General features: G+C 66.7%; 22 protein-coding genes and 1 tRNA gene. 18 read left to right on the top strand and 5 right to left on the bottom strand.

Annotated features, from left to right (window positions below):
• Window positions 1–51: 51 nt before the first annotated feature.
• The 5 genes from BM125_RS08335 to ybaL all read left to right on the top strand — a co-directional run bounded on the left by BM125_RS08335 (window position 52) and on the right by ybaL (window position 7,404).
• A complete protein-coding gene (locus tag BM125_RS08335) occupies window positions 52–2,097 on the top strand; it encodes an ATP-binding protein (RefSeq protein ID WP_092406847.1) in 2,046 nt (681 codons plus the stop codon).
• Window positions 2,094–3,125 carry a sialidase family protein gene (locus tag BM125_RS08330; RefSeq protein ID WP_092406845.1) on the top strand — a complete coding sequence of 344 codons (1,032 nt, stop codon included), beginning with the start codon at window positions 2,094–2,096 and terminating at the stop codon, window positions 3,123–3,125. The genes BM125_RS08335 and BM125_RS08330 overlap by 4 nt, the downstream gene beginning before the upstream one ends.
• Before the next feature lie 209 nt (window positions 3,126–3,334).
• Window positions 3,335–4,810 (top strand): anthranilate synthase component I, encoded by a 1,476-nt coding sequence (gene trpE, locus BM125_RS08325; protein WP_092406896.1) that lies wholly within the window; start codon window positions 3,335–3,337, stop codon window positions 4,808–4,810.
• Window positions 4,811–4,914: 104 nt separating this feature from the next.
• Window positions 4,915–5,502, top strand: coding sequence for a hypothetical protein (locus BM125_RS08320; protein ID WP_139224911.1), 588 nt, complete (start codon window positions 4,915–4,917; stop codon window positions 5,500–5,502).
• Between the two features lie 144 nt (window positions 5,503–5,646).
• A complete protein-coding gene (ybaL, locus tag BM125_RS08315; protein WP_092406841.1) occupies window positions 5,647–7,404 on the top strand; it encodes a YbaL family putative K(+) efflux transporter in 1,758 nt (585 codons plus the stop codon).
• Between the two features lies 1 nt (window position 7,405).
• Here the strand turns inward: ybaL and BM125_RS08310 are convergent, their stop codons facing one another.
• Both BM125_RS08310 and BM125_RS08305 read right to left on the bottom strand, forming a co-directional pair.
• A complete protein-coding gene (locus BM125_RS08310) occupies window positions 7,406–7,975 on the bottom strand; it encodes an antibiotic biosynthesis monooxygenase (protein WP_217647831.1) in 570 nt (189 codons plus the stop codon).
• On the bottom strand, window positions 7,972–8,913 hold the full coding sequence (locus BM125_RS08305; RefSeq protein WP_217647835.1) for a LysR substrate-binding domain-containing protein: 942 nt from the start codon (window positions 8,911–8,913) through the stop codon (window positions 7,972–7,974). The genes BM125_RS08310 and BM125_RS08305 overlap by 4 nt, the downstream gene beginning before the upstream one ends.
• A gap of 158 nt (window positions 8,914–9,071) precedes the next feature.
• Here BM125_RS08305 and BM125_RS08300 point away from each other — a divergent pair, with 158 nt between their 5' ends.
• The 5 genes from BM125_RS08300 to BM125_RS08280 all read left to right on the top strand — a co-directional run bounded on the left by BM125_RS08300 (window position 9,072) and on the right by BM125_RS08280 (window position 13,293).
• Complete coding sequence (locus tag BM125_RS08300) at window positions 9,072–9,773, top strand: pirin family protein (protein ID WP_092406835.1); 702 nt, start codon at window positions 9,072–9,074, stop codon at window positions 9,771–9,773.
• 160 nt (window positions 9,774–9,933) lie between these two features.
• Window positions 9,934–10,512, top strand: a complete 579-nt coding sequence (locus tag BM125_RS08295; RefSeq protein WP_092406833.1) for an anthranilate synthase component II — start codon at window positions 9,934–9,936, stop codon at window positions 10,510–10,512.
• Between the two features lie 133 nt (window positions 10,513–10,645).
• Window positions 10,646–11,689 (top strand): anthranilate phosphoribosyltransferase, encoded by a 1,044-nt coding sequence (gene trpD / locus BM125_RS08290; protein WP_092406831.1) that lies wholly within the window; start codon window positions 10,646–10,648, stop codon window positions 11,687–11,689.
• 105 nt (window positions 11,690–11,794) lie between these two features.
• The gene (gene trpC / locus BM125_RS08285) at window positions 11,795–12,589 is read left to right on the top strand and encodes an indole-3-glycerol phosphate synthase TrpC (RefSeq protein WP_092406829.1); all 795 of its coding nucleotides are present in this window, start codon (window positions 11,795–11,797) and stop codon (window positions 12,587–12,589) included.
• Window positions 12,589–13,293, top strand: coding sequence for a haloacid dehalogenase-like hydrolase (locus BM125_RS08280; protein ID WP_092406827.1), 705 nt, complete (start codon window positions 12,589–12,591; stop codon window positions 13,291–13,293). Before trpC ends, BM125_RS08280 begins: the two co-directional genes overlap by 1 nt.
• Window positions 13,294–13,311: 18 nt before the next feature.
• Here BM125_RS08280 and crp read toward each other — a convergent pair whose 3' ends face one another.
• Window positions 13,312–14,019: a cAMP-activated global transcriptional regulator CRP gene (crp, locus tag BM125_RS08275; RefSeq protein ID WP_092406825.1), complete on the bottom strand. Its 708-nt coding sequence runs from the start codon at window positions 14,017–14,019 to the stop codon at window positions 13,312–13,314.
• 401 nt (window positions 14,020–14,420) lie between these two features.
• On the opposite strand from crp, the gene speD reads away from it, so the two are divergent.
• Window positions 14,421–15,206 carry an adenosylmethionine decarboxylase gene (gene speD / locus BM125_RS08270; RefSeq protein WP_092406894.1) on the top strand — a complete coding sequence of 262 codons (786 nt, stop codon included), beginning with the start codon at window positions 14,421–14,423 and terminating at the stop codon, window positions 15,204–15,206.
• A 154-nt stretch (window positions 15,207–15,360) separates the two neighbouring features.
• On the opposite strand, the gene coq7 is transcribed toward speD, so the two are convergent.
• Window positions 15,361–16,005: a 2-polyprenyl-3-methyl-6-methoxy-1,4-benzoquinone monooxygenase gene (gene coq7, locus BM125_RS08265; RefSeq protein WP_092406823.1), complete on the bottom strand. Its 645-nt coding sequence runs from the start codon at window positions 16,003–16,005 to the stop codon at window positions 15,361–15,363.
• Window positions 16,002–17,231 (bottom strand): (Fe-S)-binding protein, encoded by a 1,230-nt coding sequence (locus tag BM125_RS08260; protein WP_092406821.1) that lies wholly within the window; start codon window positions 17,229–17,231, stop codon window positions 16,002–16,004. Before BM125_RS08260 ends, coq7 begins: the two co-directional genes overlap by 4 nt.
• 135 nt (window positions 17,232–17,366) lie before the next feature.
• On the opposite strand from BM125_RS08260, the gene rplM reads away from it, so the two are divergent.
• The 7 genes from rplM to cydB all read left to right on the top strand — a co-directional run bounded on the left by rplM (window position 17,367) and on the right by cydB (window position 21,584).
• On the top strand, window positions 17,367–17,795 hold the full coding sequence (rplM, locus tag BM125_RS08255; protein ID WP_092406819.1) for a 50S ribosomal protein L13: 429 nt from the start codon (window positions 17,367–17,369) through the stop codon (window positions 17,793–17,795).
• A 20-nt stretch (window positions 17,796–17,815) separates the two neighbouring features.
• Window positions 17,816–18,211: a 30S ribosomal protein S9 gene (gene rpsI / locus BM125_RS08250; protein WP_092406817.1), complete on the top strand. Its 396-nt coding sequence runs from the start codon at window positions 17,816–17,818 to the stop codon at window positions 18,209–18,211.
• Between the two features lie 9 nt (window positions 18,212–18,220).
• Window positions 18,221–18,295: transfer RNA gene (locus tag BM125_RS08245), tRNA-Gln, on the top strand.
• Between the two features lie 244 nt (window positions 18,296–18,539).
• Complete coding sequence (cydP, locus tag BM125_RS08240) at window positions 18,540–18,755, top strand: cytochrome oxidase putative small subunit CydP (protein WP_139224910.1); 216 nt, start codon at window positions 18,540–18,542, stop codon at window positions 18,753–18,755.
• Window positions 18,752–20,308: a cytochrome ubiquinol oxidase subunit I gene (locus BM125_RS08235; protein WP_092406813.1), complete on the top strand. Its 1,557-nt coding sequence runs from the start codon at window positions 18,752–18,754 to the stop codon at window positions 20,306–20,308. The genes cydP and BM125_RS08235 overlap by 4 nt, the downstream gene beginning before the upstream one ends.
• On the top strand, window positions 20,305–20,454 hold the full coding sequence (locus tag BM125_RS20190; RefSeq protein ID WP_175497971.1) for a hypothetical protein: 150 nt from the start codon (window positions 20,305–20,307) through the stop codon (window positions 20,452–20,454). Before BM125_RS08235 ends, BM125_RS20190 begins: the two co-directional genes overlap by 4 nt.
• The gene (cydB, locus tag BM125_RS08230; RefSeq protein WP_092406811.1) at window positions 20,451–21,584 is read left to right on the top strand and encodes a cytochrome d ubiquinol oxidase subunit II; all 1,134 of its coding nucleotides are present in this window, start codon (window positions 20,451–20,453) and stop codon (window positions 21,582–21,584) included. The genes BM125_RS20190 and cydB overlap by 4 nt, the downstream gene beginning before the upstream one ends.
• Window positions 21,585–21,596 lie beyond the last annotated feature (12 nt).

The following is a 21,596-nucleotide window of genomic DNA, read 5'->3' as shown; positions in this document are numbered from 1 at the left end:
CACTGCTCCTCATCGATTCTCCATTCCCCATTCTCCATTCCCGGCCCCTGAATGTCCCTCCGCCTGAAACTCCTGCTCGTCGCCCTCTCGACCCTGACCTTGCCCTGGGCTGGCTGGCAGTTCGTGCGCCAGACCGAGGCGGTGTTGCGCCAGGGCCAGGAGCAGACCCTGCTGGCCTCGGCGAGCACCCTGGCGCGCGCACTCGACGTGCTCGGCATCGAGCCGCCGCAACCCGATGCCGCACTCTATGTGCACGAGCGCAGCACGGTGCTGCGGATCGATGGCTACGCCGATGACTGGCAACCGTTCCGTGCCTATGCGCAGACTTTCGCCGCCGATGGCGACAGCGCGAAACTCGAGGTCATGCTCGCCGAGGATGCGCAGTGGCTTTACCTGTTCGCCCAGGTCCGCGATGCAACCCGCCAGCGCGTCGACGCGCGCGACCCGGCGATCGCACGCAGCGACTATCTCGACCTGGTCCTGAGCCGAGGCGATCAGAGCCGGCGCTACCGGATCGCCAGCGCGGCTCCGGGCAGCTTCGATGCGCCGGCCATCGACGGCATCGGCCCGTTTCCCGATCGCCTGACCGGCGAATGGCAGGAAGACGGCTCGAGCTACAGCATCGAGTTGCGCATGCGACGCGACGAAGTACCCGACCACCTGCGCTTCGACGTGCACGACTCGGCGGTGCCGGATCCGGTGCCGGGACAGGCGCTGGCCCTGCTCGGCTACAACGAAACGACCGCGCACATGCTGGCGCGACTGGCCCCCGAACACGTGCGCGTGCGCATGGTTTCTGCCGATGGCTGGCTGGTCGCCGCGGGCGGTTCGCTCGATGCGGTGGCGCCCTCGTCCGCCCAGCAGGGCTGGCTGGCCGGACTGATCTATCGCAACCTGCTCGCCCCGGAGTCCACCGATGCGACGGCGAGGCGACCGAACGTGGACGCGTTCGGCACGATCGACCCGCGCCTGCAGGGCGAGGATCTCTGGCAGGCCCTGTCCGGGGCGCCGGCGACCGGATGGCGATCGAGCGACGACGGCGGCGTGCTGCTGGTCGCCGCGGTGCCCTTGCGCAGCCGCGATGCCTTGCTCGGCGCCCTCGTCCTCGAACAGGCCAATCCGGCCTTGCCGATGCTGGCCAACCGTGCCCTGTCGAGTCTGCTCGGCGCGAGCCTGCTGGCCCTGCTCGTCACCGCCGCACTGCTGTTGCTGTTCGGCGGCCTGTTGAGCTGGCGCATCCGGCGCCTGCGCAATGCCACCGAGCGCGCCACGCGCGCCGGCGGCCGCCTGTCAGGCCCGTTGCCGCTGGCGGACGCCAACGACGAACTGGGCGACCTCGCGCGCAGCTTCGGCCGCCTGTTCGACGAAGTCGAGGCCTACACCGAGTACCTGCGCACGCTGGCCTCGAAACTCTCGCACGAGCTCAACACACCGCTCGCGATCGTCAAGTCCTCGCTCGACAATCTCGATCACCAGGGCTTGCCGGCCGACTCGCAGTCCTATCTCGACCGCGCCCGCGACGGGGCCGGACGGCTCGGTGCGATCGTCCGCGCGATGAGTGAATCGAGTCGCGTCGAGCGCGCCATCGCATCGGCCGATGCCGAGGACTTCGACCTGCGTGCGCTGGTCGCCGGATGCGCCGAAGGCTATCGGGCCCTGGCCGGCACGCGTGACCTGCGCGTGAGCCTGCCGGACTCGCCGCTGCCGTTCCATGGCGCACCGGACCTGCTCGCCCAGGCGCTCGACAAGCTGTTCGACAACGCGCGCTCGTTCAGCGCCGAGGATGGCTGGATCGCGATCGGCCTGCGCGCTGAGCATGGCGGCGTGCTCGTGACGATGGCCAACAGCGGCCCCGCGCTGCCGAGGCAGCTCCAGGATCGCCTGTTCGATTCGCTCGTGAGCCTGCGCGAACGCTCGAGTCGGACGGCCGGCGAGACACCCCATCTCGGGCTCGGCCTGCATGTCGTGCGGTTGGTCGCCGAGCTGCACCGTGGACGCGCCTCGGCGGCGAATCTCGCCGACGGCAGCGGCGTCGAATTCAGCCTGCGCCTGGCCGGCATGCCGCGCCGACGCCTCAGCGAGAGTGATTCCACATGACCATGATTCGTGCATGCGCCTTCGTGCTGCTCGGCATGTTGCCGGCGCTGGCCGCGGCCAGCGTGCAACCGGTGACCTCGGGCAGCGGGCTCGACTACCAGGCCGCGATCCTGCGCGCGAGCAGCGGCGGCGCCCGCATCGTCGTCTTCGAACGCCTGGATGCGTCGGTGTCCGGCGACCTGTGGCTGACCCGATCGATCGACGGCGGCCAGACCTGGAGTCCACCGGTCCCGATCATCGCGAGCGCCGCGAACGAACGCCACCCGGCCCTGGTCGAGACGGCACCGGGTGCGTTTGCGCTGTTCTATCTGAAGGGCAGTGGCGCGGGTTCGAGCTACCGCCTGTGGCGCGCGACCAGCAGCGACGGCATCACCTTCAGCGAACAGGGCATGCTCGACCTCGGCTGGGCGACCGGCGGCGAGGTCAATCCGCACGTGATCCGCCGCGCGGACGGCAGGCTGACGATGAGCTACCAGCGCCTCTCGGGCGGCGTCTACGTCGCCGAATCGAGCGACGGCGGGGTGACCTGGGATGCACAACAGACCGCGATCAACGCCAATGGCCAGTTGCCGCGGATCACCTATCGTGACAGCGACGGCCTCTATCTGGCCAGCTACCAGACCGGCGGCACGGACCTGCAGATGTGGGTCAAGACCACGACCGACCTGCGCGACTGGGGCGCGCCGGCGCAGGCGTTTGCGACGAGCGGCAACAACCACGATTCACTGCCGGTGGTGATGCGGGACGATGCGTTCGTCCTGTTCTGGATTCGCGAGGCCGGTGGCCAGTTCGACATCGCGGCGCGCCGCTCGGCGGATGGGGCGAACTGGAGCGATGACATCGTCGTGACGGCGAGCGCCGATGAGAACGACGTCGAACCCCACCCGCTGGTCGGCGCGTCGCCCGGTCTCGTCGAGCTCTACTGGGGCCGCGAATCGCCACTCGGCAGCGGCGACTACGACATCGTCCGCGATCCGGCCGTGGTCGTCCTCGATGCCATCTTCGCCGACGGATTCGGCGACGGATAGGGATTTGGCGCGACGCCTGGGCCGGGCCTTGTGGACGCCACCCTTGGTTCATTGAATCAATCGCTTGGGCGACGCCTGCCTGCGCGCAGGCAGGCGTCGTGGCGGTTGTTCCACTTGTTCAGATCCTCCCTGGTGGATCCAGACGGCGCTTTTGCACCCGGTTGGGCCCTGCTATCTTCTCGGGCCGCCCGCCGCCGAAGACCCGTTTCGTGATCAGCCAGGACGAATTCAACGCGCTCGCCGCGCAGGGTTACAACCGCATTCCGGTCATGCGCGAGGTGCTCTCGGATCTCGACACGCCGCTTTCGGTCTACCTCAAGCTCGCCGATGGTCCCTATGCCTACCTGCTCGAGTCGGTGCAGGGCGGCGAGAACTGGGGACGCCACTCGATCATCGGCTTGCCCTGCCGGCGCATCCATTCGCTGCGCGGGCGCACGCTTCGCATCGAGGACCTCGGTGAAGTCGTCGAGACGCGCGAACTGGCCGATCCGCTCGCCGAGATCGAAGCGTTGCGGGCGCAGTACCGCGTGCCGGTGCTGCCCGACATGCCGGCCTTCACCGGCGGGCTGGTCGGCTATTTCGGCTTCGAAACGATCGGCTGGATCGAACCGCGATTCGCCATGGACGACAAGCCCGACCCGCTCGGCACGCCCGACGCGCTGCTGATGCTGAGCGAGGAAGTCGCGGTCTTCGATAACCTCAAGGGCCGGCTATACCTGATCGTACATGCCGAACCGGCCCAGCCGCAGGCCTACGCGCAGGCCTGCCGGCGCCTCGACCAGCTCGCATTCCGCCTGCGCCACGCGGGCTCGAGCTATCCGGAAACGCTCGATCCGAAGCCCCTGGATGAATCGGACTTCGTATCGGGCTTCACGCGCGAAGGCTTCGAGAACGCCGTGCGCCGGGCCCAGGACTACATCCGCGCTGGCGACATCTTCCAGGTCGTACTGTCGCAGCGCCTCAGCGTGCCGTTCCGCGCGCGGCCGGTCGACGTCTACCGCGCCCTGCGTTCGATGAATCCGTCGCCGTACATGTATTTCATCGACCTCGGCGCGACCCAGATCGTCGGCTCATCGCCGGAGATCCTCGTGCGCCAACAGAAGGGCCGCGTGACCTTGCGTCCCATTGCCGGCACGCGCCCGCGCGGCGCGACTCCCGAAGCAGATCTTGCCCTCGAGGCCGAGCTGCTCGCCGATCCGAAGGAGCGTGCCGAGCACCTGATGCTGATCGACCTCGGCCGCAACGACGTCGGCCGGGTCAGCAGGACCGGCACGGTGCGACTCACCGACAGTTTCGTGGTCGAGCGCTATTCGCACGTCATGCACATCGTCAGCCAGGTCGAAGGCGAGCTGCGCGAGGGCCTCAATTCCATGGATGTACTGAAGGCATCGTTCCCGGCCGGCACGGTCAGCGGCGCGCCGAAGATCCGCGCGCTCGAGGTGATCCGCGAACTCGAACCGATCAAGCGCAACATCTACGCCGGCGCGATCGGCTACATCGGCTGGGACGGCGACACCGACACCGCGATCGCGATCCGCACCGCAGTGATCCAAGACGGGCGCCTGCATGTGCAGGCCGGCGCTGGCATCGTCTACGACTCCGATCCCGCTACCGAGTGGGAGGAGACGATGAACAAAGGCCGCGCCCTGTTCCGTGCGGTCACGAAGGCGGCCGCTGGCCTCTGAGCAGACGTGGCTCTTGCGATTCCACGGGCGCCACATCGATAGAACTGGAAGTTCGCGCAGAGTGGATGCTAGCCTGCGATGACCTTCGCTTCGAGGACGTTGCCATGGACTCCGGATTCCGCTTCGCGTCGATCCTCACATCGGTCGTGCTTGCCGGTGTCTCCGCGCTCACGCTGGCTCGCGCCAACAGTTCCGGCGGCCAGCAGATCTGCGACGGACGCTACGCGCTGTGCTCGTCGGCCGCCTGCAGCATCGACGCGAAGGATCCGCAGCACGCGACCTGCCGTTGTGAAGGCCCACTCGATGGACTCAACATCGGCGATTCGACCTGCCAATCGCGCGCCGCGACGCTGACCTCGACGTTCTCGGTCTGGGACCTCACGCGCACCGCGAAAAAAGCGGCCAAGCACTCGCTCGCGTGCACGGGGGAGGATGCCGGAGTCTGGGCGTTCTGCCTCGACGCCCCGTGCGCGGTGCATGCGGACGGCAGCGTGACCTGTCATTGCACGATGAGCGAGGCATCGGATTACTACACGTTCACCGACGCCTGCCCGGCCGACGCGAAGGCGCGCCATGCCGCCTGCGGCAGGGTCTGGTCGGCGGCGCTGCAGGCCGAGCTGCTGAGTGGTTACTCGCAGCTGTGGTCGTTCTACGCCGACATCCCGAAGCTCGAGTACTGCCCCGTTCGCTGATCTCAGGCAGGTCCCTTCAATTCGACCCGGCCGCGCCGCACGCGCGCCGTGCATGGGCGTGTGCCGAGCGCGTGGCCCGATCGACGCTTGCTATAGTGAAGTCCACGCCCGAGCGATGCTCGCGCGGGTGAAGGAGGGACGAACGTGCACCATACGCCCCTGATCGCGATGCTCGTCGGCGGCATCTGCCTGGCCTTCGTGTTCGGCATGCTGGCCCAGCGCCTGCGCCTGTCGCCGTTGTTCGGCTATCTCGTCGCCGGGGTCGTGGTCGGTCCATTCACGCCCGGATTCGTGGCCGACTCGGCGATCGCCCAGCAACTGTCCGAAATCGGCGTGATCCTGCTGATGTTCGGCGTGGGCCTCCACTTCTCGATCGGCGACCTCTGGGCGGTGCGCAAGATCGTCGTGCCCGGCGCCCTGTTCCAGGTGCTCGTGGCGACCAGTCTCGGCATGCTGCTCGGCTGGTTCATGGACTGGAGCTGGGGTTCGGGGCTGATCTTCGGGGTCTGCCTGTCCGTGGCCAGCACGGTGGTCCTGATGCGCGCGCTCGAGGAACGCCGCCTGCTCGAAACCCAGCGCGGTCGCATCGCGATCGGCTGGCTGATCGTCGAAGACCTGCTGATGGTGCTCGTGCTGGTCATGCTGCCGCCGCTGGCCGGCGTGCTCGGCGGTGATGCGGCCGATGCCGGCGCTCGCGGCAGCCTGCTCAGTGCACTGGGCTGGACCCTTGGCAAGGTCACCGTCTTCATCGTGCTGATGCTGGCCATTGGCCGGCGCGTCATTCCGTGGGCACTCGAGCGCACCGCCAGCATCGGCTCGCGCGAACTGTTCACCCTGGCCGTGCTCGCGATCGCGCTTGGCGTGGCGTATGTTTCCGCGGCGATCTTCGAGGTTTCCTTCGCGCTCGGTGCGTTCCTCGCCGGGGTCATGCTCAACGAGTCCAAGCTCAGCCATGCGGCGGCCAACGATTCGCTGCCGATGCGCGATGCCTTCGCCGTGCTGTTCTTCGTTTCGGTCGGCATGCTGTTCGATCCGCACATCCTGCTCGAGCAACCACTGGCGATCCTCGCCACCTTCCTGATCATCGTGCTCGGCAATTCGTTTTGCGGCTTCATCGTCACCCGCATCTTTCGCCAGCCGAAGCAGACCCAGCTGACCCTGGCCACCGGGCTGGCCCAGATCGGCGAGTTTTCCTTCATCCTCGCCGCGCTGGGCGTCAGCCTCGGTCTGCTCAGCCCCGACGCGCGCAACCTGATCCTCGCCGCCGCGCTGCTTTCGATCATCGTCAATCCAATGCTGTTCGTCCTGCTCGATCGCTGGTCGGCCGCTCACGGGCCTGAGATCCATGCGGCCGCCGAGCGCTCACTGGATAGCCGCGAAGACGATATCCTGCCGGATCGCGCCGCCATTCCGACCGCCAACCACATCATCCTGGTCGGCTATGGCCAGGTCGGTTCGCGCGTGGCCCGGGCGCTGCACGAGCACGGCATGCCGCTGGTCCTGATCGATTCCGACCGCGACCACTGCATCGACGCGCGCAAGCTCGGCATTCCGTGCATCTTCGGCAACGCAGTCTCGACCGAAGTGCTCAGCGACGCCCATCTGGGCAGCGCGCGCGCGCTGCTGGTGGCGATCTCCCAGGCCCTCGAGGCGGGCCCGATCATCAAGCTGGCCCGCGAGGCCAATCCGGGATTGGCCATCCTTGCGCGCGCGCACTCCGACGAGGAGGTCGCCTATCTGCACAAGGCCGGCGCGGACGCCACGATCATGGGCGAAAGTGAAATCGCGCGCAGCATGTGCGATTCGGTCGAATCGCTGGTGCGCCTGGCCCAGCGCCTCGAGGCGGCCAACCAGTTGCCAACCCCCGGCGAGGCTGCCGGCGAGAGTCCGCAGCCGGTCTGATTCAGCGCGTCAGCCACCCCGCCAGCCAACGCGTCATCCGCGGCATGATCAGGTAGACGACGAGCAGCACCATGCACAGCGTGACCAGCAGTCCGCGCTGCGGCTGGGTTGCGAACCAGGGCACGGCGTCGAACAGCGGGTGCAGGAGGAACGGCACCAGCACGGTCAATGGATAGATCACGAGCAGGGTCAGCAGGGCCTGCTTCCAGCGTACGGGCGCGCGGCTGCCGACGACGCTCGGCGTGAACCAGAACGCCGCACCGGGATGTGTTTCAAAAGTATCGGGGCTGGCCAGGATCGGCGTGATCTCGGCAATCAGTGCGCGCCGCTGCGGCGAACCCATCCATGCATTCAGATGTTCGCTGTCGATGAAGCGGATCACGATCGTGTAGGGCTCCGACGCAGTCGTCGGACGAATCACCTGGGTACCAAGATGGCCAGGGAAGTCATGTGCGATCGGCATGATCCGGCTGAGCCACGCTTCATAGGCTGGTGCGAGGCCAGGCCGGATCAGGTGGCGGATGACCAGGGTTATCAGTTCGTTCGGGTGCGGCAACGCAGAAGGGGTCAAGGCACAGCCTCCGCCATGAATGAAGGTTCGATGCAATGACGCAGCATGCGGTCGAACACGTTCGGCTGGCCCATCGCGTGCAGCCACCAGGCGCGTGCCTGCCCGCCCTCTTCGGTGCGCCAGGCGAGGTGAAAGGTCTCGTCGGGTTTGGGCTCCTCGACCTCCAGGGCGACGAGGCGACCGGCATCGATGGCGGCCTGGGCGCACGCCTTCGGCAGGAAGCCGAAGCCGAGCCCCGCCAGCTGGAAGTCGAGCTTGCTGCGCATGTCGGGTACGGTCAGCGTGTCCTGCCCGAGCATGACGCCGACCGTGCGCGGCGCCAGTCGGCGCGCGGAGTCGGCCGCAACGATGGCCCGGTGGGCCTGCAGATCGCCCTTGCCGAGCGGTCGCCGCAGGCGCGCCAAGGCGTGTTCGGGCGCGACGGCAAAAACGAATTGCATGGTGCCAAGCGGTACCGAGCCATAGCCGCCTCCGGAGGGGCCATCGCCGGCGGCGCCGACCAGCAGGTCGACGCGATGATCGAGCAGCGACTCCCAGGTACCAGACAGGGTCTCCTGGGCGATGCGCAGGCGGGTCTGTTCGGCCACCGCGCAGAAGGCTTCGATTTCGGCGCGCAGGCAGATCGGCGCGAACATCGAATCGATGCCGATGGCGAACTCGGTTTCCCAGCCCGAGGCGACGCGGCGAACCCGATGTTCCAGATCCTCGGCCGCCTTCAGCAGGTGTCGGCCCTCGCGCAGCAGCTCCTGGCCGGCCTGGGTCAGGACCACGCGTGGGCCGTGACGCTCGAACAGCGCCACGCCGAGGTCTTCCTCAAGCCTGGCCACCGTGTAGGAGACCGTCGAGGGCACCCGGAACAGCTCGCGTGCGGCCGCCGAGAACGAGCCGCGGCGATCGATCGCGTCGACGACCTCGAGCGCATCGAGGCTCAGGCGCAACATTCGAAGAAATCGATGATAGACACGGAAATTACTCGTTTTTGGAATCGGTTTGCTGGGCGGATAATGCGCGTCATCCAAGGTAGCACTGAGTTCGGGCCCGTCAAGTAGCCGAAATTCAAGTGTCGATGAATTTGAACAGGATCAGGAGAAGCATCATGTTGCAAGTCCACAAAGGCGAGGACCGTGGTCCGGCCGAGCACGGCTGGCTGTCGTCGCGCCACAGTTTTTCGTTCGCCGGCTACCACGATCCGGCACATATGGGTTTTGGTCCCCTGCGCGTGATCAACGAGGACCGCGTGCAGCCAGGCCAGGGTTTCGGAACCCATGCCCATCAGGACATGGAGATCATCTCCTACGTGCTTGATGGCGCCCTCGAGCACAAGGACAGCATGGGTACCGGCTCGGTCATCCGCTACGGCGACGTGCAGCGCATGAGCGCCGGAACCGGCGTGCAGCACAGCGAGTTCAATCACTCGAACCGCGAACCGGTGCACTTCCTGCAGATCTGGATCATCCCCGAGCGCCGTGGCATCGCGCCGAGCTACGAGGAGAAGCACTTCCCGACGGAATCCAAGCGCGGACGGCTGCGTCTGATCGCTTCGGACGATGGCCGCGAAGGTTCGGTGCTCGTGCATCAGGATGTGGCCATCTACGCTTCGATCGTCGATGGCGCCGATCGTCTGCAGCACGCGCTCGAGCCGGGCCGCATCGCCTATCTGCACCTGATCCGCGGTTCCCTGTCGGCCAACGGCATTGCCCTCAAGGGCGGTGACGCCCTGAAGATTACCGACGAAACGGCGGTGGTGGTCGACGGTGGCAACGACGCCGAGTTCCTGCTGTTCGACCTGCCGCGCTGAGGCCAGAGCGATCCGGCTTCCGGCAGCAGCGGCCCGCGGCCGACACTATCGGCGGCGGGCCGGGACCCTCCCGCGTCGATGGAGGCCCGCACGGTTCGCCTATACAATCGGCGGCCGCTTCCGCTGGCGTCACGCCCGGATCGAACCCTGGGCGCCCGCCATGCTGCTGATGATCGACAACTACGACAGCTTCACCTTCAACCTCGTGCAGTACCTGGGCGAGCTGGGCGAGGACGTCAAGGTGGTGCGCAACGACGAGTTGTCGGTGGCGCAGATTGCCGAGCTCAAACCGAGTTCCATCGTGATTTCGCCCGGGCCGTGCACGCCGAACGAAGCCGGGGTGTCGCTTGAGTTGCTCGCCGAGCTTTCGGCCGTTGTGCCGATCTTCGGCGTCTGCCTCGGCCACCAGGCGATCGGCCAGGCCTTCGGCGGCAAGGTCGTGCGTGCGCGCCAGATCATGCACGGCAAGACCTCGCCGATCCACCATACCGGCAAGGGCGTGTTCCGCGACCTGCCCAATCCGTTCGAGGCCACGCGCTATCATTCGCTCGTGGTCGACAAGGACTCGCTGCCCGATTGCCTCGAAGTCACGGCCTGGACCGAGAGCGCCAACGGCAGTCGCGACGAAATCATGGGCTTTCGCCATCGCGAGCTCGCCGTCGAAGGCGTGCAGTTCCATCCCGAATCGATCCTGACCCAGCATGGCCATGCCTTGCTGCGGAATTTTCTGCGTCGATGAACGCGCGCAACATCCACGCATTCGCCGGCACCGGCGTAGGAGCGCCTTCAGGCGCGATGCCTTTCGACGATGCGCCCCGGAAAAGCATCGCGCCTGAAGGCGCTCCTACGGAAGCGATTGAGACGAAACTGACATGTCGATAACGCCCCAACAGGCCCTGCAGCGCGCCATCGAGCATCGCGAGATCTTCCATGACGAGATGGTCGCGCTGATGCGCCAGGTCATGCGCGGCGAAGTCTCCGACGCGATGCTGGCGGCGATCCTGACCGGCCTGCGCGTGAAGAAGGAAAGCATCGGCGAGATCAGCGCGGCGGCCGAGGTCATGCGCGAGCTGGCCGCGCCCGTGATCGTCGCCGAGCGCGAGCACTTCGTCGATATCGTCGGCACCGGGGGCGACGGCGGCAACAGCTTCAACATCTCCACGGCCTCGATGTTCGTCGTGGCCGCTGCCGGCGCGCGCGTGGCCAAGCACGGCAACCGCAGCGTGTCGTCGAAATCGGGCAGCGCCGACGTGCTCGAGGCGCTCGGTGCCGCGATCGAATTGCAACCGGCCCAGGTGGCCGCCTGCATCGAGGAGGTCGGCATCGGCTTCATGTTCGCGCCGATCCATCATCCGGCGATGAAAGCAGTCGCGGCGGTGCGCCGCGAAATGGGCGTGCGCACGATCTTCAACATCCTCGGTCCGCTGACCAATCCGGCCGGCGCGCCGAACATCCTGCTCGGCGTCTTCCATCCCGACCTGGTTGGCATCCTCGTGCGCGTGCTCAAGCAGCTCGGCGCGCGCCATGCGCTGGTGGTCTGGGGCAAGGACGGCATGGACGAGATCTCGCTCGGTGCGGCGACCCTGGTCGGCGAACTTCGTGACGGCGTCGTCCATGAATACGAAGTGCATCCCGAGGAATTCGGCCTGGCCATGGCCTCCGGCCAGCAATTGCGCGTGGACAATGCCGAGCAGTCGCGCGAGCGCGTACTCGAGGCGCTGGAGAACCGGCCCGGGGTGGCCCGTGACATCGTCAGCCTGAATGCCGGCGCGGCGCTGTACGCGGCGAATGCAGCGGGTTCGATCGCCGAGGGCATCGGTCTGGCCCGTGCGGCCATTGAAAGCGGCGCGGCCCGGGCCAAGCTCGACGAATTCGTGCGCGCCACGCAGCGGCTGGCCGTCGAGAAACCCTTGTAGGAAGCGGCTTCAGCCGCGATGCCCTTGCTTTGGATATGAAACGAAGAGCATCGCGGCTGAAGCCGCTTCCTACGATTCGATGATGATGAGTGAACAGGGGCACCGATGAGTGACATTCTGGACCGTATCCTTGCCCGCAAGGTCGAGGAAATCGCCGAGCGCAGCGCGCGCACGCCGCTGCGCGAGCTGGTCGCGCGCTGCGCCGACCTCGCCGACACGCGCGGCTTCGCGGCGGCGATCGAATCGCGGCTCGAAGCCGGCCAGCCGGCGGTGATCGCCGAGGTCAAGAAGGCGAGCCCGAGCAAGGGCGTGATCCGCCCCGATTTCGATCCGGCCGCGATTGCGCGCAGTTACGAGAAGGGCGGTGCAACCTGCCTTTCGGTGCTGACCGATGCGGATTTCTTCCAGGGTAGCGAGGCCTTCCTCCAGCAGGCGCGTGCCGCCTGCGCCTTGCCGGTGCTGCGCAAGGATTTCACGATCGATGCCTACCAGGTCTACGAGGCACGCGCGATCGGCGCCGATTGCATCCTGCTGATCGTCGCCGCGCTCGACGACGCGCGCCTGCTCGAGCTCTGCCTGCTCGCCGCGGAGCTCGATCTCGACGTGCTGGTCGAGGTGCATGACGCCGACGAGCTGGAGCGGGCCCTCGACGTGCCGGCGCCGCTGATCGGCGTCAACAACCGTAACCTGCGCAGCTTCGAGGTGGCGCTGGAGACCTCGCTGGACCTGCGTCGGCAGACGCCGGCCGATCGTCTGCTGGTCAGCGAGAGCGGCATTGCGACCCGTACCGACGTCGCGCGCCTGCGCGAAGCCGGCATCGGTGCGTTCCTGGTCGGCGAATCGTTCATGCGCGCCGAGGATCCGGGCGTGGCCTTGCGCGCGCTGTTCCAGGCCGACTGATGGACGCCTCTTTGGAAAGCGCCGTTCCGCCAGGCACGGCGGAAGGCCGACAGCGCCTGGTCCTGTTCGATTTCGATGGCGTGCTGATGCGCGGCGATGCCTATACGCGCTTCGTGCGTTCGCGCCTGCGCCGCTCGTGGTGGCGGCTTTCGATTGCCCTGGTCGCGGTGCCGCTGCTGCTGCCGTTGACCGGGATCCGCTCGTTGCGCATGCCGGTGGCCGGCGTGTTCGTGCGCATCGGCCTGCTCGGCGTGGGCGCCGCGCGCTACCGCGAGATGGCGCGCGCGTTCGCCGCCGAGCTCGTGCAGCGGCCGCGCATCTTCATCCGCGATGGCATTGCCGCGATGCGCCGCCATGTCGTCGACGGCGATCGGGTCGTCATCGTGACTGGTTGCGAGGAAACCCTGGCCCGCGCGATCTTCGAGGCCGTCGGCCTGCACGATCTTGAAATCATCGCATCGCGATTGCGCGAAGGCCGGCTCGGCATGCGCAAGGATGTGCACAACATCGGCGCGCGCAAACCGGTGCAGATCGCAGCGCATGGGCTTGCTGAAACCTGGGACATCGCCTACAGCGATTCCTCGCGCGACATCCCGATGCTCAGGGCGGCGCGCGAAGCGGTGCTGGTGAATGCCGGGCCGCAGACCGTGAAGCGGGTCGAAGCGGCGCTCGGGCGAACGGTGCGCCGGGTCGACTGGTTCTGAGCCGCCCCGTCGTCGGCTTCAGGGCGGATCCGCGCGGCGCCCGAGCACGACGATGGTCTTGCCCGAGACATCGATCATGCGCTGCTCTTCAAGCTGCTTGAGCACGCGTCCGACCATCTCGCGCGAACAGCCGACGATGCGGCTGATTTCCTGGCGCGAGATGCGGATCTGGGTGCCGAGCGGATGGGTCATCGCATCGGGCTCGTTGGTCAGGTCGATCAGGGTCTTGCCGACGCGGCCGGTGACGTCCATGAAGGCGAGGCGGCTGACCTTGCGGCTGGTGTGCAGCAGGCGGTTGGTCAGCTGCGAGCCGATCGCGAACAGGATCTTCGGGCATTCGTCGCGCAGCGGGCCCTCGAACAGGTTGAACATGCGCTCGTAGCCGATCTCGGCCAGCTCGCACGGCGTGCGCGTGCGCACCATGACCTCGCGGCGCGGGGTCTCGACGAAGATGCCCATCTCGCCGATGAACTCGCCGCGGTTGAGATAGGTGAGGATCAGCTCGCGGCCTTCCTCGTCTTCCGAGGAGACCGTCAGCGAGCCGTCGATGACGTAATAGAGAATGTTGGCCGAATCGCCCGGTCGGATGATCGCGGTCTTGTTCGGGTAGCGCCGGCGATGGCACATGCCGAGAAACCGCTCCATGGCCTCGCGGTCCGGCGTCAGCGATGGCGGGGCCTGCACCTTTGAGACATTGCGCTGCAGGGTGTATCGGAAATCAGCCATTTTCACGCGAGGTTCTCCCATGGCGCCGCATTCGCAGGTCATATGCGGCTGGAATTTTCCATCGACTGCGCCCCTGATTCGCAGCCTCGCCTCAATCTTATTGCAAATCGGCTCTCAGGTGTCGGCAAGCAGCCGATGGCAGCCCGGCGTGGCGCGCATGCAAGCGCCGCCAGCGCCGAGGCCAGGCGAACGGCGAACCTGGCCCAGCCGGGAGCCAGCCGGACTGCCAGCGCCTGCCGGTTGGCTTGGCCGGCGCGGGCATGCATATGAATGTGACCTGAGGATGATGATCACAGGATGCGCGGAAATCGGCCGGGCCGGCATGACAAAGGTTTATTCACCTGCCTGATTGCCCCATAATGCGCGCCGTTTCCCCGGGGTCCGGGTCGGAGGTCGTCGCAGTGGTAAAGCCCATCCCCCGTCTGCGTTTGCAGGGTTTCAACAACCTCACGAAGGCGCTCAGCTTCAATATCTACGACATCTGCTACGCGGTGTCGGAAGACCAGCGCCAGCGCTACATCGAGTACATCGACGAGGCCTACAACGCCGAGCGCCTGACCACGATCCTGACCGACGTGGCCGACATCATCGGCGCCAACATCCTCAACGTCGCGCGCCAGGACTACGATCCGCAGGGCGCCAGCGTGACGATCCTGATCTCCGAGGAGCCGGTGGTCGAGAAGCTCGGTCGCGACACGATCTCGGGCGCCGTCGTCGCCCACCTCGACAAGAGCCACATCACCGTCCATACCTATCCGGAAACGCATCCGCACAACGGCATCGCGACCTTCCGCGCGGATATCGACGTGGCCACCTGCGGCGTCATCTCGCCGCTGAAGGCGCTCAACTTCCTGATCGACAGCTTCGAGTCGGACATCGTCATCGCCGACTACCGCGTGCGCGGCTTCACCCGCGACGTGAAGGGCCGCAAGCACTACATGGACCACCGCATCAACTCGGTGCAGGAATACCTGGCCAAGCACATCCGCCAGAAATACGAGATGTTCGACGTCAACGTGTACCAGGAAAACATGTTCCACACGAAAATGCACATCAAGGACTTCGACCTCGACACCTACCTGTTCGAAGCCCACTCCGACGACCTCTCGTTCAAGGAACGCCAGCGCATCGGCGCCCTGCTCCGCCGCGAGATCGAGGAACTCTTCCACGGGCGCAATCTGGCCTGAAGGCCGGGATTGGGGATTCGGGATTGGGAAACGCAGGTCGCCGCTTTGCGGGCGACGCCGCGGTTCCGACTCCAGAATTCGCGGGCTGGAGCGAGGAACGACCAGCCAGCCATGAGCCGGCTTTACCGAATCCCCAATCTCGAATCCCGAATCCCTAGATCCTATAAGCCACCGCCCGCATCACATTGGCGGCGAGGCGCATCGCGCCGCGGACCGGTGCCGGCAGCGCGACGCCGCCGGCGGCCTGGGCCAGTTCGGCATGGCGGGCTTCGTCTTCCTTCATTTGCGTGACGATCGCACGGCTGCGCTGGTCGCTTGCCGGCAGCTTGCCGAGATGACCCTGCAGATGGGCCTCGACCTGGCGTTCGGTCTCGACCACGAAACCGAGGCTGAGGCGGTCGCTGACCAGGCCGGCCACGGCGCCGATCGCGTAGGCGCCGCCATACCAGAGCGGGTTGAGCAGGCTCGGGCGGTCGCCGAGTTCGCGCAGGCGTTCGCCGCACCAGGCCAGATGGTCGGTTTCCTCGGCCGCCGCCTCGAGCAGCTGTTCGCGCACGGCGGAATCGCGGGCGACCGCGGCTTGGCCCGAGTAGAGCGCCTGCGCACAGACCTCGCCGACATGGTTGATGCGCATCAGGCCGCCGGCATGGCGGCGGGCGGCCTCGTCGAGGTCGGCGTCGGCCAGTTCACCGGCCGGCGAAGGCCGGCGGGCGATCGGCTCGGCATCGAACGCGGTGCCGAGGGCGCGTTCGATTTCGACGAGGATGCGGTCGATTCGGGAGAGCGGACGCGGGTTCATGGGCGGGCAGTTTCCAGTTGCATGGCGAGCATGGCAAGCGGATGGCGGACCGGCACCGCCGAGGCGCGCTGGCGCAGGCCGTTGCCGAGAAAGATCCGGCAGCCGATGTTGCTGGTCAGCAGCAGGTCGGGCGCCTGGGCCACGACCTGGTCGAGCCTATCGGCACGTAGACGGTCGGCCTGGTCGGCGTGCTCGAGGAAATAGCTGCCGGCCGCGCCGCAGCAGCGTGGCTGCGCCGGCAACTCGAGCACTTCGAGGCCCGGAATCCGGCCGAGCAGGGCCCGGATCGGTGCTGCCCCCGAGCCACCATTGAGCTGCGTACAGGGCAGGTGCAGGGCCGCGCGCGCGGCCAGCGGCCGGAACCGCAGGGTTTCGAGTCCCGGATCCCGGGCCACGAAGGCCAGGATGTCCTCGACCTCGAGGTGGCTGCCGGCCAGGGCATGATCGCGCAGGCTGCCCAGGCAGCCCGATGCGCTGACCAGTACGCGGTCGGCGCCGAGCGACTCCAGCGCCGCCCGGGTGCCGGCTGCACTCGCTGCTGCACCCGCGCTGTCACCGGCGTGCAGGGCCAACGCGCCGCAGCAGACCGTTCCCTGCGGCAGGCGAACCTCGTAGCCGAGCGCCTCGAGCAGGACGCGGCCCGCGGCCAGCGTATCGCGGTCGAAGACACTGGCGATGCAGCCCGGAAACAGGGTCAAGGGACCGCGCGGGGCGGCATTCGGGGGATTCCGGGTCGATGAAGCCAAGGGTTTGGGCGCCGCCGGCACTTCCAGGGCCAGCCGGCGCAGGGGCGAAGCGGCCGGCAGCCAGCGCCCGAGCCGCGGCAGCCAGCGCTCGGCACGCACGAACGCACTGAGCGCGGCCAGTCGGCGCAGCCGCGCAGGTTGGGTCAGCCAGCGCCGCAGCGGGCCGGGCGCCGGTCGCAACGGAGCCAGCAGGGCCCGGCTCTGCACCAGGATGGCCTCGTAGCGGACCCCGGAAGGGCAAACCGCCTGGCAGGACAGGCAGCCCAGGCAGCGGTCCAGGTGGGCGACGGCCTCGGCCGTGGGTTGCAGGGCCCCGCGGGCGAACTGGCGGGCCAGCACGATGCGGCCACGCGGCGACTCCGACTCATGGCGGTCCAGGGCATAGGTCGGGCAGTGCGGCAGACAGAGCCCGCACATCACGCATTGGTCGGCCAGGGCCTCGATGGCGCTGCCGGATTGCCCAGGGGTCGTTTCGGCCATGCGTTGATGCTATCATTCGCGGCTCGCTGCGCTCGGCCTTTTCCGGGGCGCTCAGACTTGCGTGGCGCGGGCGCTTCCTATATTCTCCCGCGCCTTTCGCCGCATCCAGCCCATCAGGGGCATCAAGGTTTTGATATGAAGACGATCAGCGCCAAGCCAGAAAGCGTCAAGCGCGACTGGTTCATTGTCGACGCCACCAACAAGACGCTGGGGCGCCTGTCGACCGAACTTGCACGCCGCCTGAAGGGCAAGCACAAGCCGATCTACACGACCCACGTCGATACCGGCGATTTCCTTGTCGTGGTCAACGCCGAAAAGGTCGCGGTCACCGGCAACAAGCTGAATGACAAGAACTACCACCGCTTCACCGGCCACATCGGCAACCTGAAGACGACCTCGCTGAAGGACATGCTCGCGACCCATCCGGAGCGCGTCATCGAGATCGCCGTCAAGGGCATGCTGCCGAAGAACCCGCTGGGCCGTGCGATGTATCGCAAGCTCAAGGTCTACGCCGGCCCGAACCACCCGCATACCGCCCAGCAGCCGCAAGTGCTGGATATTTAATTTACTAGGCATCGACAGTCATGGCAGCGATCCAGCAGAACTACGGCACCGGCCGTCGCAAATCCTCCGCAGCGCGCGTGTACCTGCGCAAGGGCAGCGGCGCGATCACGGTCAACGGCAAGGCCCTCGACGAATTCTTCGGCCGCGAAACCGCGCGCATGATCGTGCGCCAGCCGCTGCAGCTGGTTGATGCGACCGAGAAGTTCGACGTGCTGGTCAGCGTTTCCGGCGGCGGCACGACCGGCCAGGCCGGCGCCATCCGCCTCGGCATCGCCCGCGCCCTGGTCGAGTACGACGAGAACCTCAAGTCGCCGCTGCGCAAGGCCGGTTTCATGACCCGCGATGCGCGCGAGGTCGAGCGCAAGAAGATCGGTCTGCACAAGGCCCGTCGCGCGACCCAGTACTCGAAGCGCTAATCCGTCCACAGCCCCGTCGCCAAGCGGTAAGGCACCTGACTCTGACTCAGGCATTCGGTGGTTCGAATCCATCCGGGGCTGCCAAATCCAGGTCAAGGGAGCGACCGCCGCACCGGCCCAGGATCGGAAACGATCCAGCCGGGATGCCAACGGAAAACGGCAACATGCACAAGAAACCCCGCCTCGCGCGGGGTTTTTTGTGCGCGCGATTCCCGGGTCTCGCTGGCGGGCCCGATCTTTTTCAAGTGCGGCAAACCCGCACGCTGTGACAGCTAGCCGCACGAAATGGAAATCCGATCGGACTAGACTGCGCGACAAGGTTATGACGATGTCGACCAAGCGCAGCGATGTGCCGAGCTCCTGGTTCCGCAGCCGCGGAGGTCGGCGCTTTGCCCTCGAGTTCGCCCTGATCATCGTCGTCAAGCTGGTACTACTGAGCGCCCTCTGGGTGCTCGTGATCCGGCCCCTGCCGCGGGCCGACACCGCACCGGCCGCGATCGAGCAGCATTTCTCGGTGCCGGCCGGCCAGGAGGCGAAGCCATGATCGATCACGCCGTCGTCGACCTCTCGCGCCTGCAGTTCGCGCTGACCGCGCTGTACCACTTCCTGTTCGTGCCGCTGACGCTTGGTCTCGTCTTCATGCTCGCAATAATGGAGTCGGTCTATGTGATGACCGGACGCGAGATCTGGAAGCGCATGACCCAGTTCTGGGGCATCCTGTTCGGCATCAACTTCGCCATGGGCGTGGCCACCGGTGTCACCCTCGAGTTCCAGTTCGGCACCAACTGGGCCTACTACTCGCACTATGTCGGCGACGTCTTCGGCACGCCGCTGGCGATCGAGGGCCTGATGGCCTTCTTCCTCGAGGCGACCTTCGTCGGCCTGTTCTTCTTCGGCTGGGACAGGCTCAGCCGCGTCGCCCATCTCGTCGTGACCTGGCTGCTCGCCTTCGGCACCAGCATGTCGGCACTGTGGATCCTCGCCGCCAATGCCTGGATGCAGAATCCGGTCGGTGCCGAGTTCAACATCGATACGATGCGAATGGAGGTGACCTCGTTCAGCGAAGTCTTCTTCAATCCGGTCGCGCAGTCGAAGTTCGTGCACACGGTCAGCGCCGGCTACGTGCTCGGCGCGATGTTCGTGCTTTCGATCAGCGCCTGGTACCTGCTCAGGGGCCGCAACATCGACTTCGCCAAGCGCTCGATGACCGTGGCCGCGAGCTTCGGCCTGGCCGCTGCGCTCAGCGTGGTCGTGCTCGGCGACGAATCGGGCTACACGATCACCGAGCATCAGAAGATGAAGCTCGCTGCGATCGAGGCGATGTGGGAGACCGAGCCGCCGCCGGCCGCCTTCACCCTGTTCGGCCTGCCCGACGTGGCCGAACGCAAGACCCACTACGCCGTGCACATTCCCTGGGTCATGGGCCTGATCGGCACGCGTTCGCTCGATGGCGTGCTGCCTGGCATCAGCCAGCTCGTCGAGGAAACCGCCGACAAGATCGAAAACGGACGCATCGCCTATGCGGCAATGCAGAAACTTCGCACCAACCGGGACGATGCCGAAGCGCGGGCGCAATTCGAGGCGCACAAGGACGACCTCGGCTACGCCCTGCTGCTCTCGCGCCTGAACATCGATCCGCTGACGGCGACCCCGGAGGACGTCAGTCGCGCTGCCGACAGCACGATTCCGAACGTGCCGGTCCTGTTCTGGTCGTTCCGCATCATGGTCGCCTGCGGTTTCTACTTCATTGCCCTGTTCGCCTACTCGTTCTGGCTCGCCTCGAAGCGTCAGCTCGACCGCAAGCGCTGGTATCTGCGCGTGGCGCTATGGAGCCTGCCGCTGCCCTGGGTCGCCGCCGAACTCGGCTGGATCGTCGCCGAGCACGGGCGCCAGCCGTGGGCGATCGAAGGCATCCTGCCGACCGCGCTTGGTGTCTCGTCGGTCTCGGCGAGCCAGGTCTGGACCAGCCTGATCGGCTTCGTCATCTTCTACACGACCCTGGCCGTGGTCGATGCCTTCCTGATGGTGCGCTACGCGCGCAAGGGCCCCGACGGCCTCGGCATGTGGCCGAACCAATCCGCGGAGAATCCCGGATGAGCGGAAGCGCCTCTATGAAAAGTGCGGCCACGGATGGCCGCTGCTCTGGCTTTGCGTTCAAGGACGAACGCACAAATGCCAAAGTCAAACGAAGCGAGCCTGAAATGTCAGGCACACCGCTGATCCACGAAGGGCCAGAAGCATGATCGATTACGAAACCCTCAGGATCATCTGGTGGCTGCTGCTCGGCGTGTTGCTGGCCGGTTTCGCGATCATGGACGGCTTCGATCTCGGCATCGCCGCCCTGGTCCGCGTGCTGGCCCGCGACGACACCGAACGCCGTGCCCTGCTCGAAACGATCGAACCGACCTGGGAAGGCAACCAGGTCTGGCTCGTCCTCGGTGCTGGCGCGATCTTCGCGGCCTGGCCGCTGCTCTATGCGGTGGCCTTCTCGGGCTTCTACTTCGCGATGCTGCTGGTGCTGTTCGCCCTGATCCTGCGCCCGGGCGGATTCAGCTTCCGCAACAAGGTCGCCGATCCACGCTGGCGCAATGCCTGGGACTGGGTCATCACGGTGTCCGGCGTGGTGCCGGCGCTGATCTTCGGCGTCGCCATCGGCAATCTGTTCCTCGGTGTGCCGTTCCGCTTCGACGACACCCTGCGCATGAGCTACGAGGGCGGCCTGATCGATCTGCTCGGGCCGTTTCCGCTGCTGGTCGGCGGTGTTTCCCTGATCATGCTCCTGCTGCATGGATGCGCCTGGGCCGCGTTGAAGTCCGAGGCACCGATCGGGCCGCGCGCCGAGCGCCTGCTGGGTTGGCTCTCGCCTGCGTTGATCGTGCTCTATCTTGGCGCGGGCGCCTGGCTCGCGTTCGGCATCGAGGCTTATGCGATCGACGGCGTCGCCGCGGCTGCCGCGCCATCGAATCCACTGGCCAAGCAGGTCATGGTCGGCGGCCACTGGCTCGCCGATGGCGCCCTCGGTGGCTGGGCCTGCGCACTCGCCGCGATCGCCATCGCACTCGCCGCCGGCGTGCCGCTGCTGGCGCGTCGCCAGCACCATCGCAGCGCCTTCCTCGCCAGCGCGATGATGGTCTTCGCCATGCTGTTCTCGGCCGGTTTCGCGCTGTTTCCGTTCCTGCTGCCCTCGAGCCTCGATCCGCGCAGCAGCCTGACCGTCTGGGACGCCTCGTCGAGCCAGCACACGCTTGGCCTCATGCTGATCGCCGTGACCGTCTTCATGCCGCTGATCCTGGCCTACACGACCTGGGTCTACCGCGTGCTGCGCGGGCGCGTCAGCCTCAAGCACATCCGCGAGTCGCACTCGCTGTACTGAACACAGGAGCCA

This window comes from Dokdonella immobilis (assembly GCF_900115085.1).
Classification (GTDB): Bacteria; Pseudomonadota; Gammaproteobacteria; order Xanthomonadales; family Rhodanobacteraceae; genus Dokdonella; species Dokdonella immobilis.
This window is presented reverse-complemented; position numbering and strand designations above follow the sequence as displayed.

Coding starts and splice junctions, on each gene's coding strand:
- BM125_RS08335 (WP_092406847.1), top strand. CDS start 52: ATGTCCCTCCGCCTGAAACTCCTGCTCGTCGCCCTCTCGACCCTGACC.
- BM125_RS08330 (WP_092406845.1), top strand. CDS start 2,094: ATGACCATGATTCGTGCATGCGCCTTCGTGCTGCTCGGCATGTTGCCG.
- BM125_RS08320 (WP_139224911.1), top strand. CDS start 4,915: ATGGACTCCGGATTCCGCTTCGCGTCGATCCTCACATCGGTCGTGCTT.
- BM125_RS08300 (WP_092406835.1), top strand. CDS start 9,072: ATGTTGCAAGTCCACAAAGGCGAGGACCGTGGTCCGGCCGAGCACGGC.
- BM125_RS08295 (WP_092406833.1), top strand. CDS start 9,934: ATGCTGCTGATGATCGACAACTACGACAGCTTCACCTTCAACCTCGTG.
- trpD (WP_092406831.1), top strand. CDS start 10,646: ATGTCGATAACGCCCCAACAGGCCCTGCAGCGCGCCATCGAGCATCGC.
- trpC (WP_092406829.1), top strand. CDS start 11,795: ATGAGTGACATTCTGGACCGTATCCTTGCCCGCAAGGTCGAGGAAATC.
- BM125_RS08280 (WP_092406827.1), top strand. CDS start 12,589: ATGGACGCCTCTTTGGAAAGCGCCGTTCCGCCAGGCACGGCGGAAGGC.
- crp (WP_092406825.1), bottom strand. CDS start 14,019: ATGGCTGATTTCCGATACACCCTGCAGCGCAATGTCTCAAAGGTGCAG.
- coq7 (WP_092406823.1), bottom strand. CDS start 16,005: ATGAACCCGCGTCCGCTCTCCCGAATCGACCGCATCCTCGTCGAAATC.
- BM125_RS08260 (WP_092406821.1), bottom strand. CDS start 17,231: ATGGCCGAAACGACCCCTGGGCAATCCGGCAGCGCCATCGAGGCCCTG.
- rplM (WP_092406819.1), top strand. CDS start 17,367: ATGAAGACGATCAGCGCCAAGCCAGAAAGCGTCAAGCGCGACTGGTTC.
- rpsI (WP_092406817.1), top strand. CDS start 17,816: ATGGCAGCGATCCAGCAGAACTACGGCACCGGCCGTCGCAAATCCTCC.
- cydP (WP_139224910.1), top strand. CDS start 18,540: ATGTCGACCAAGCGCAGCGATGTGCCGAGCTCCTGGTTCCGCAGCCGC.
- BM125_RS08235 (WP_092406813.1), top strand. CDS start 18,752: ATGATCGATCACGCCGTCGTCGACCTCTCGCGCCTGCAGTTCGCGCTG.
- BM125_RS20190 (WP_175497971.1), top strand. CDS start 20,305: ATGAGCGGAAGCGCCTCTATGAAAAGTGCGGCCACGGATGGCCGCTGC.
- cydB (WP_092406811.1), top strand. CDS start 20,451: ATGATCGATTACGAAACCCTCAGGATCATCTGGTGGCTGCTGCTCGGC.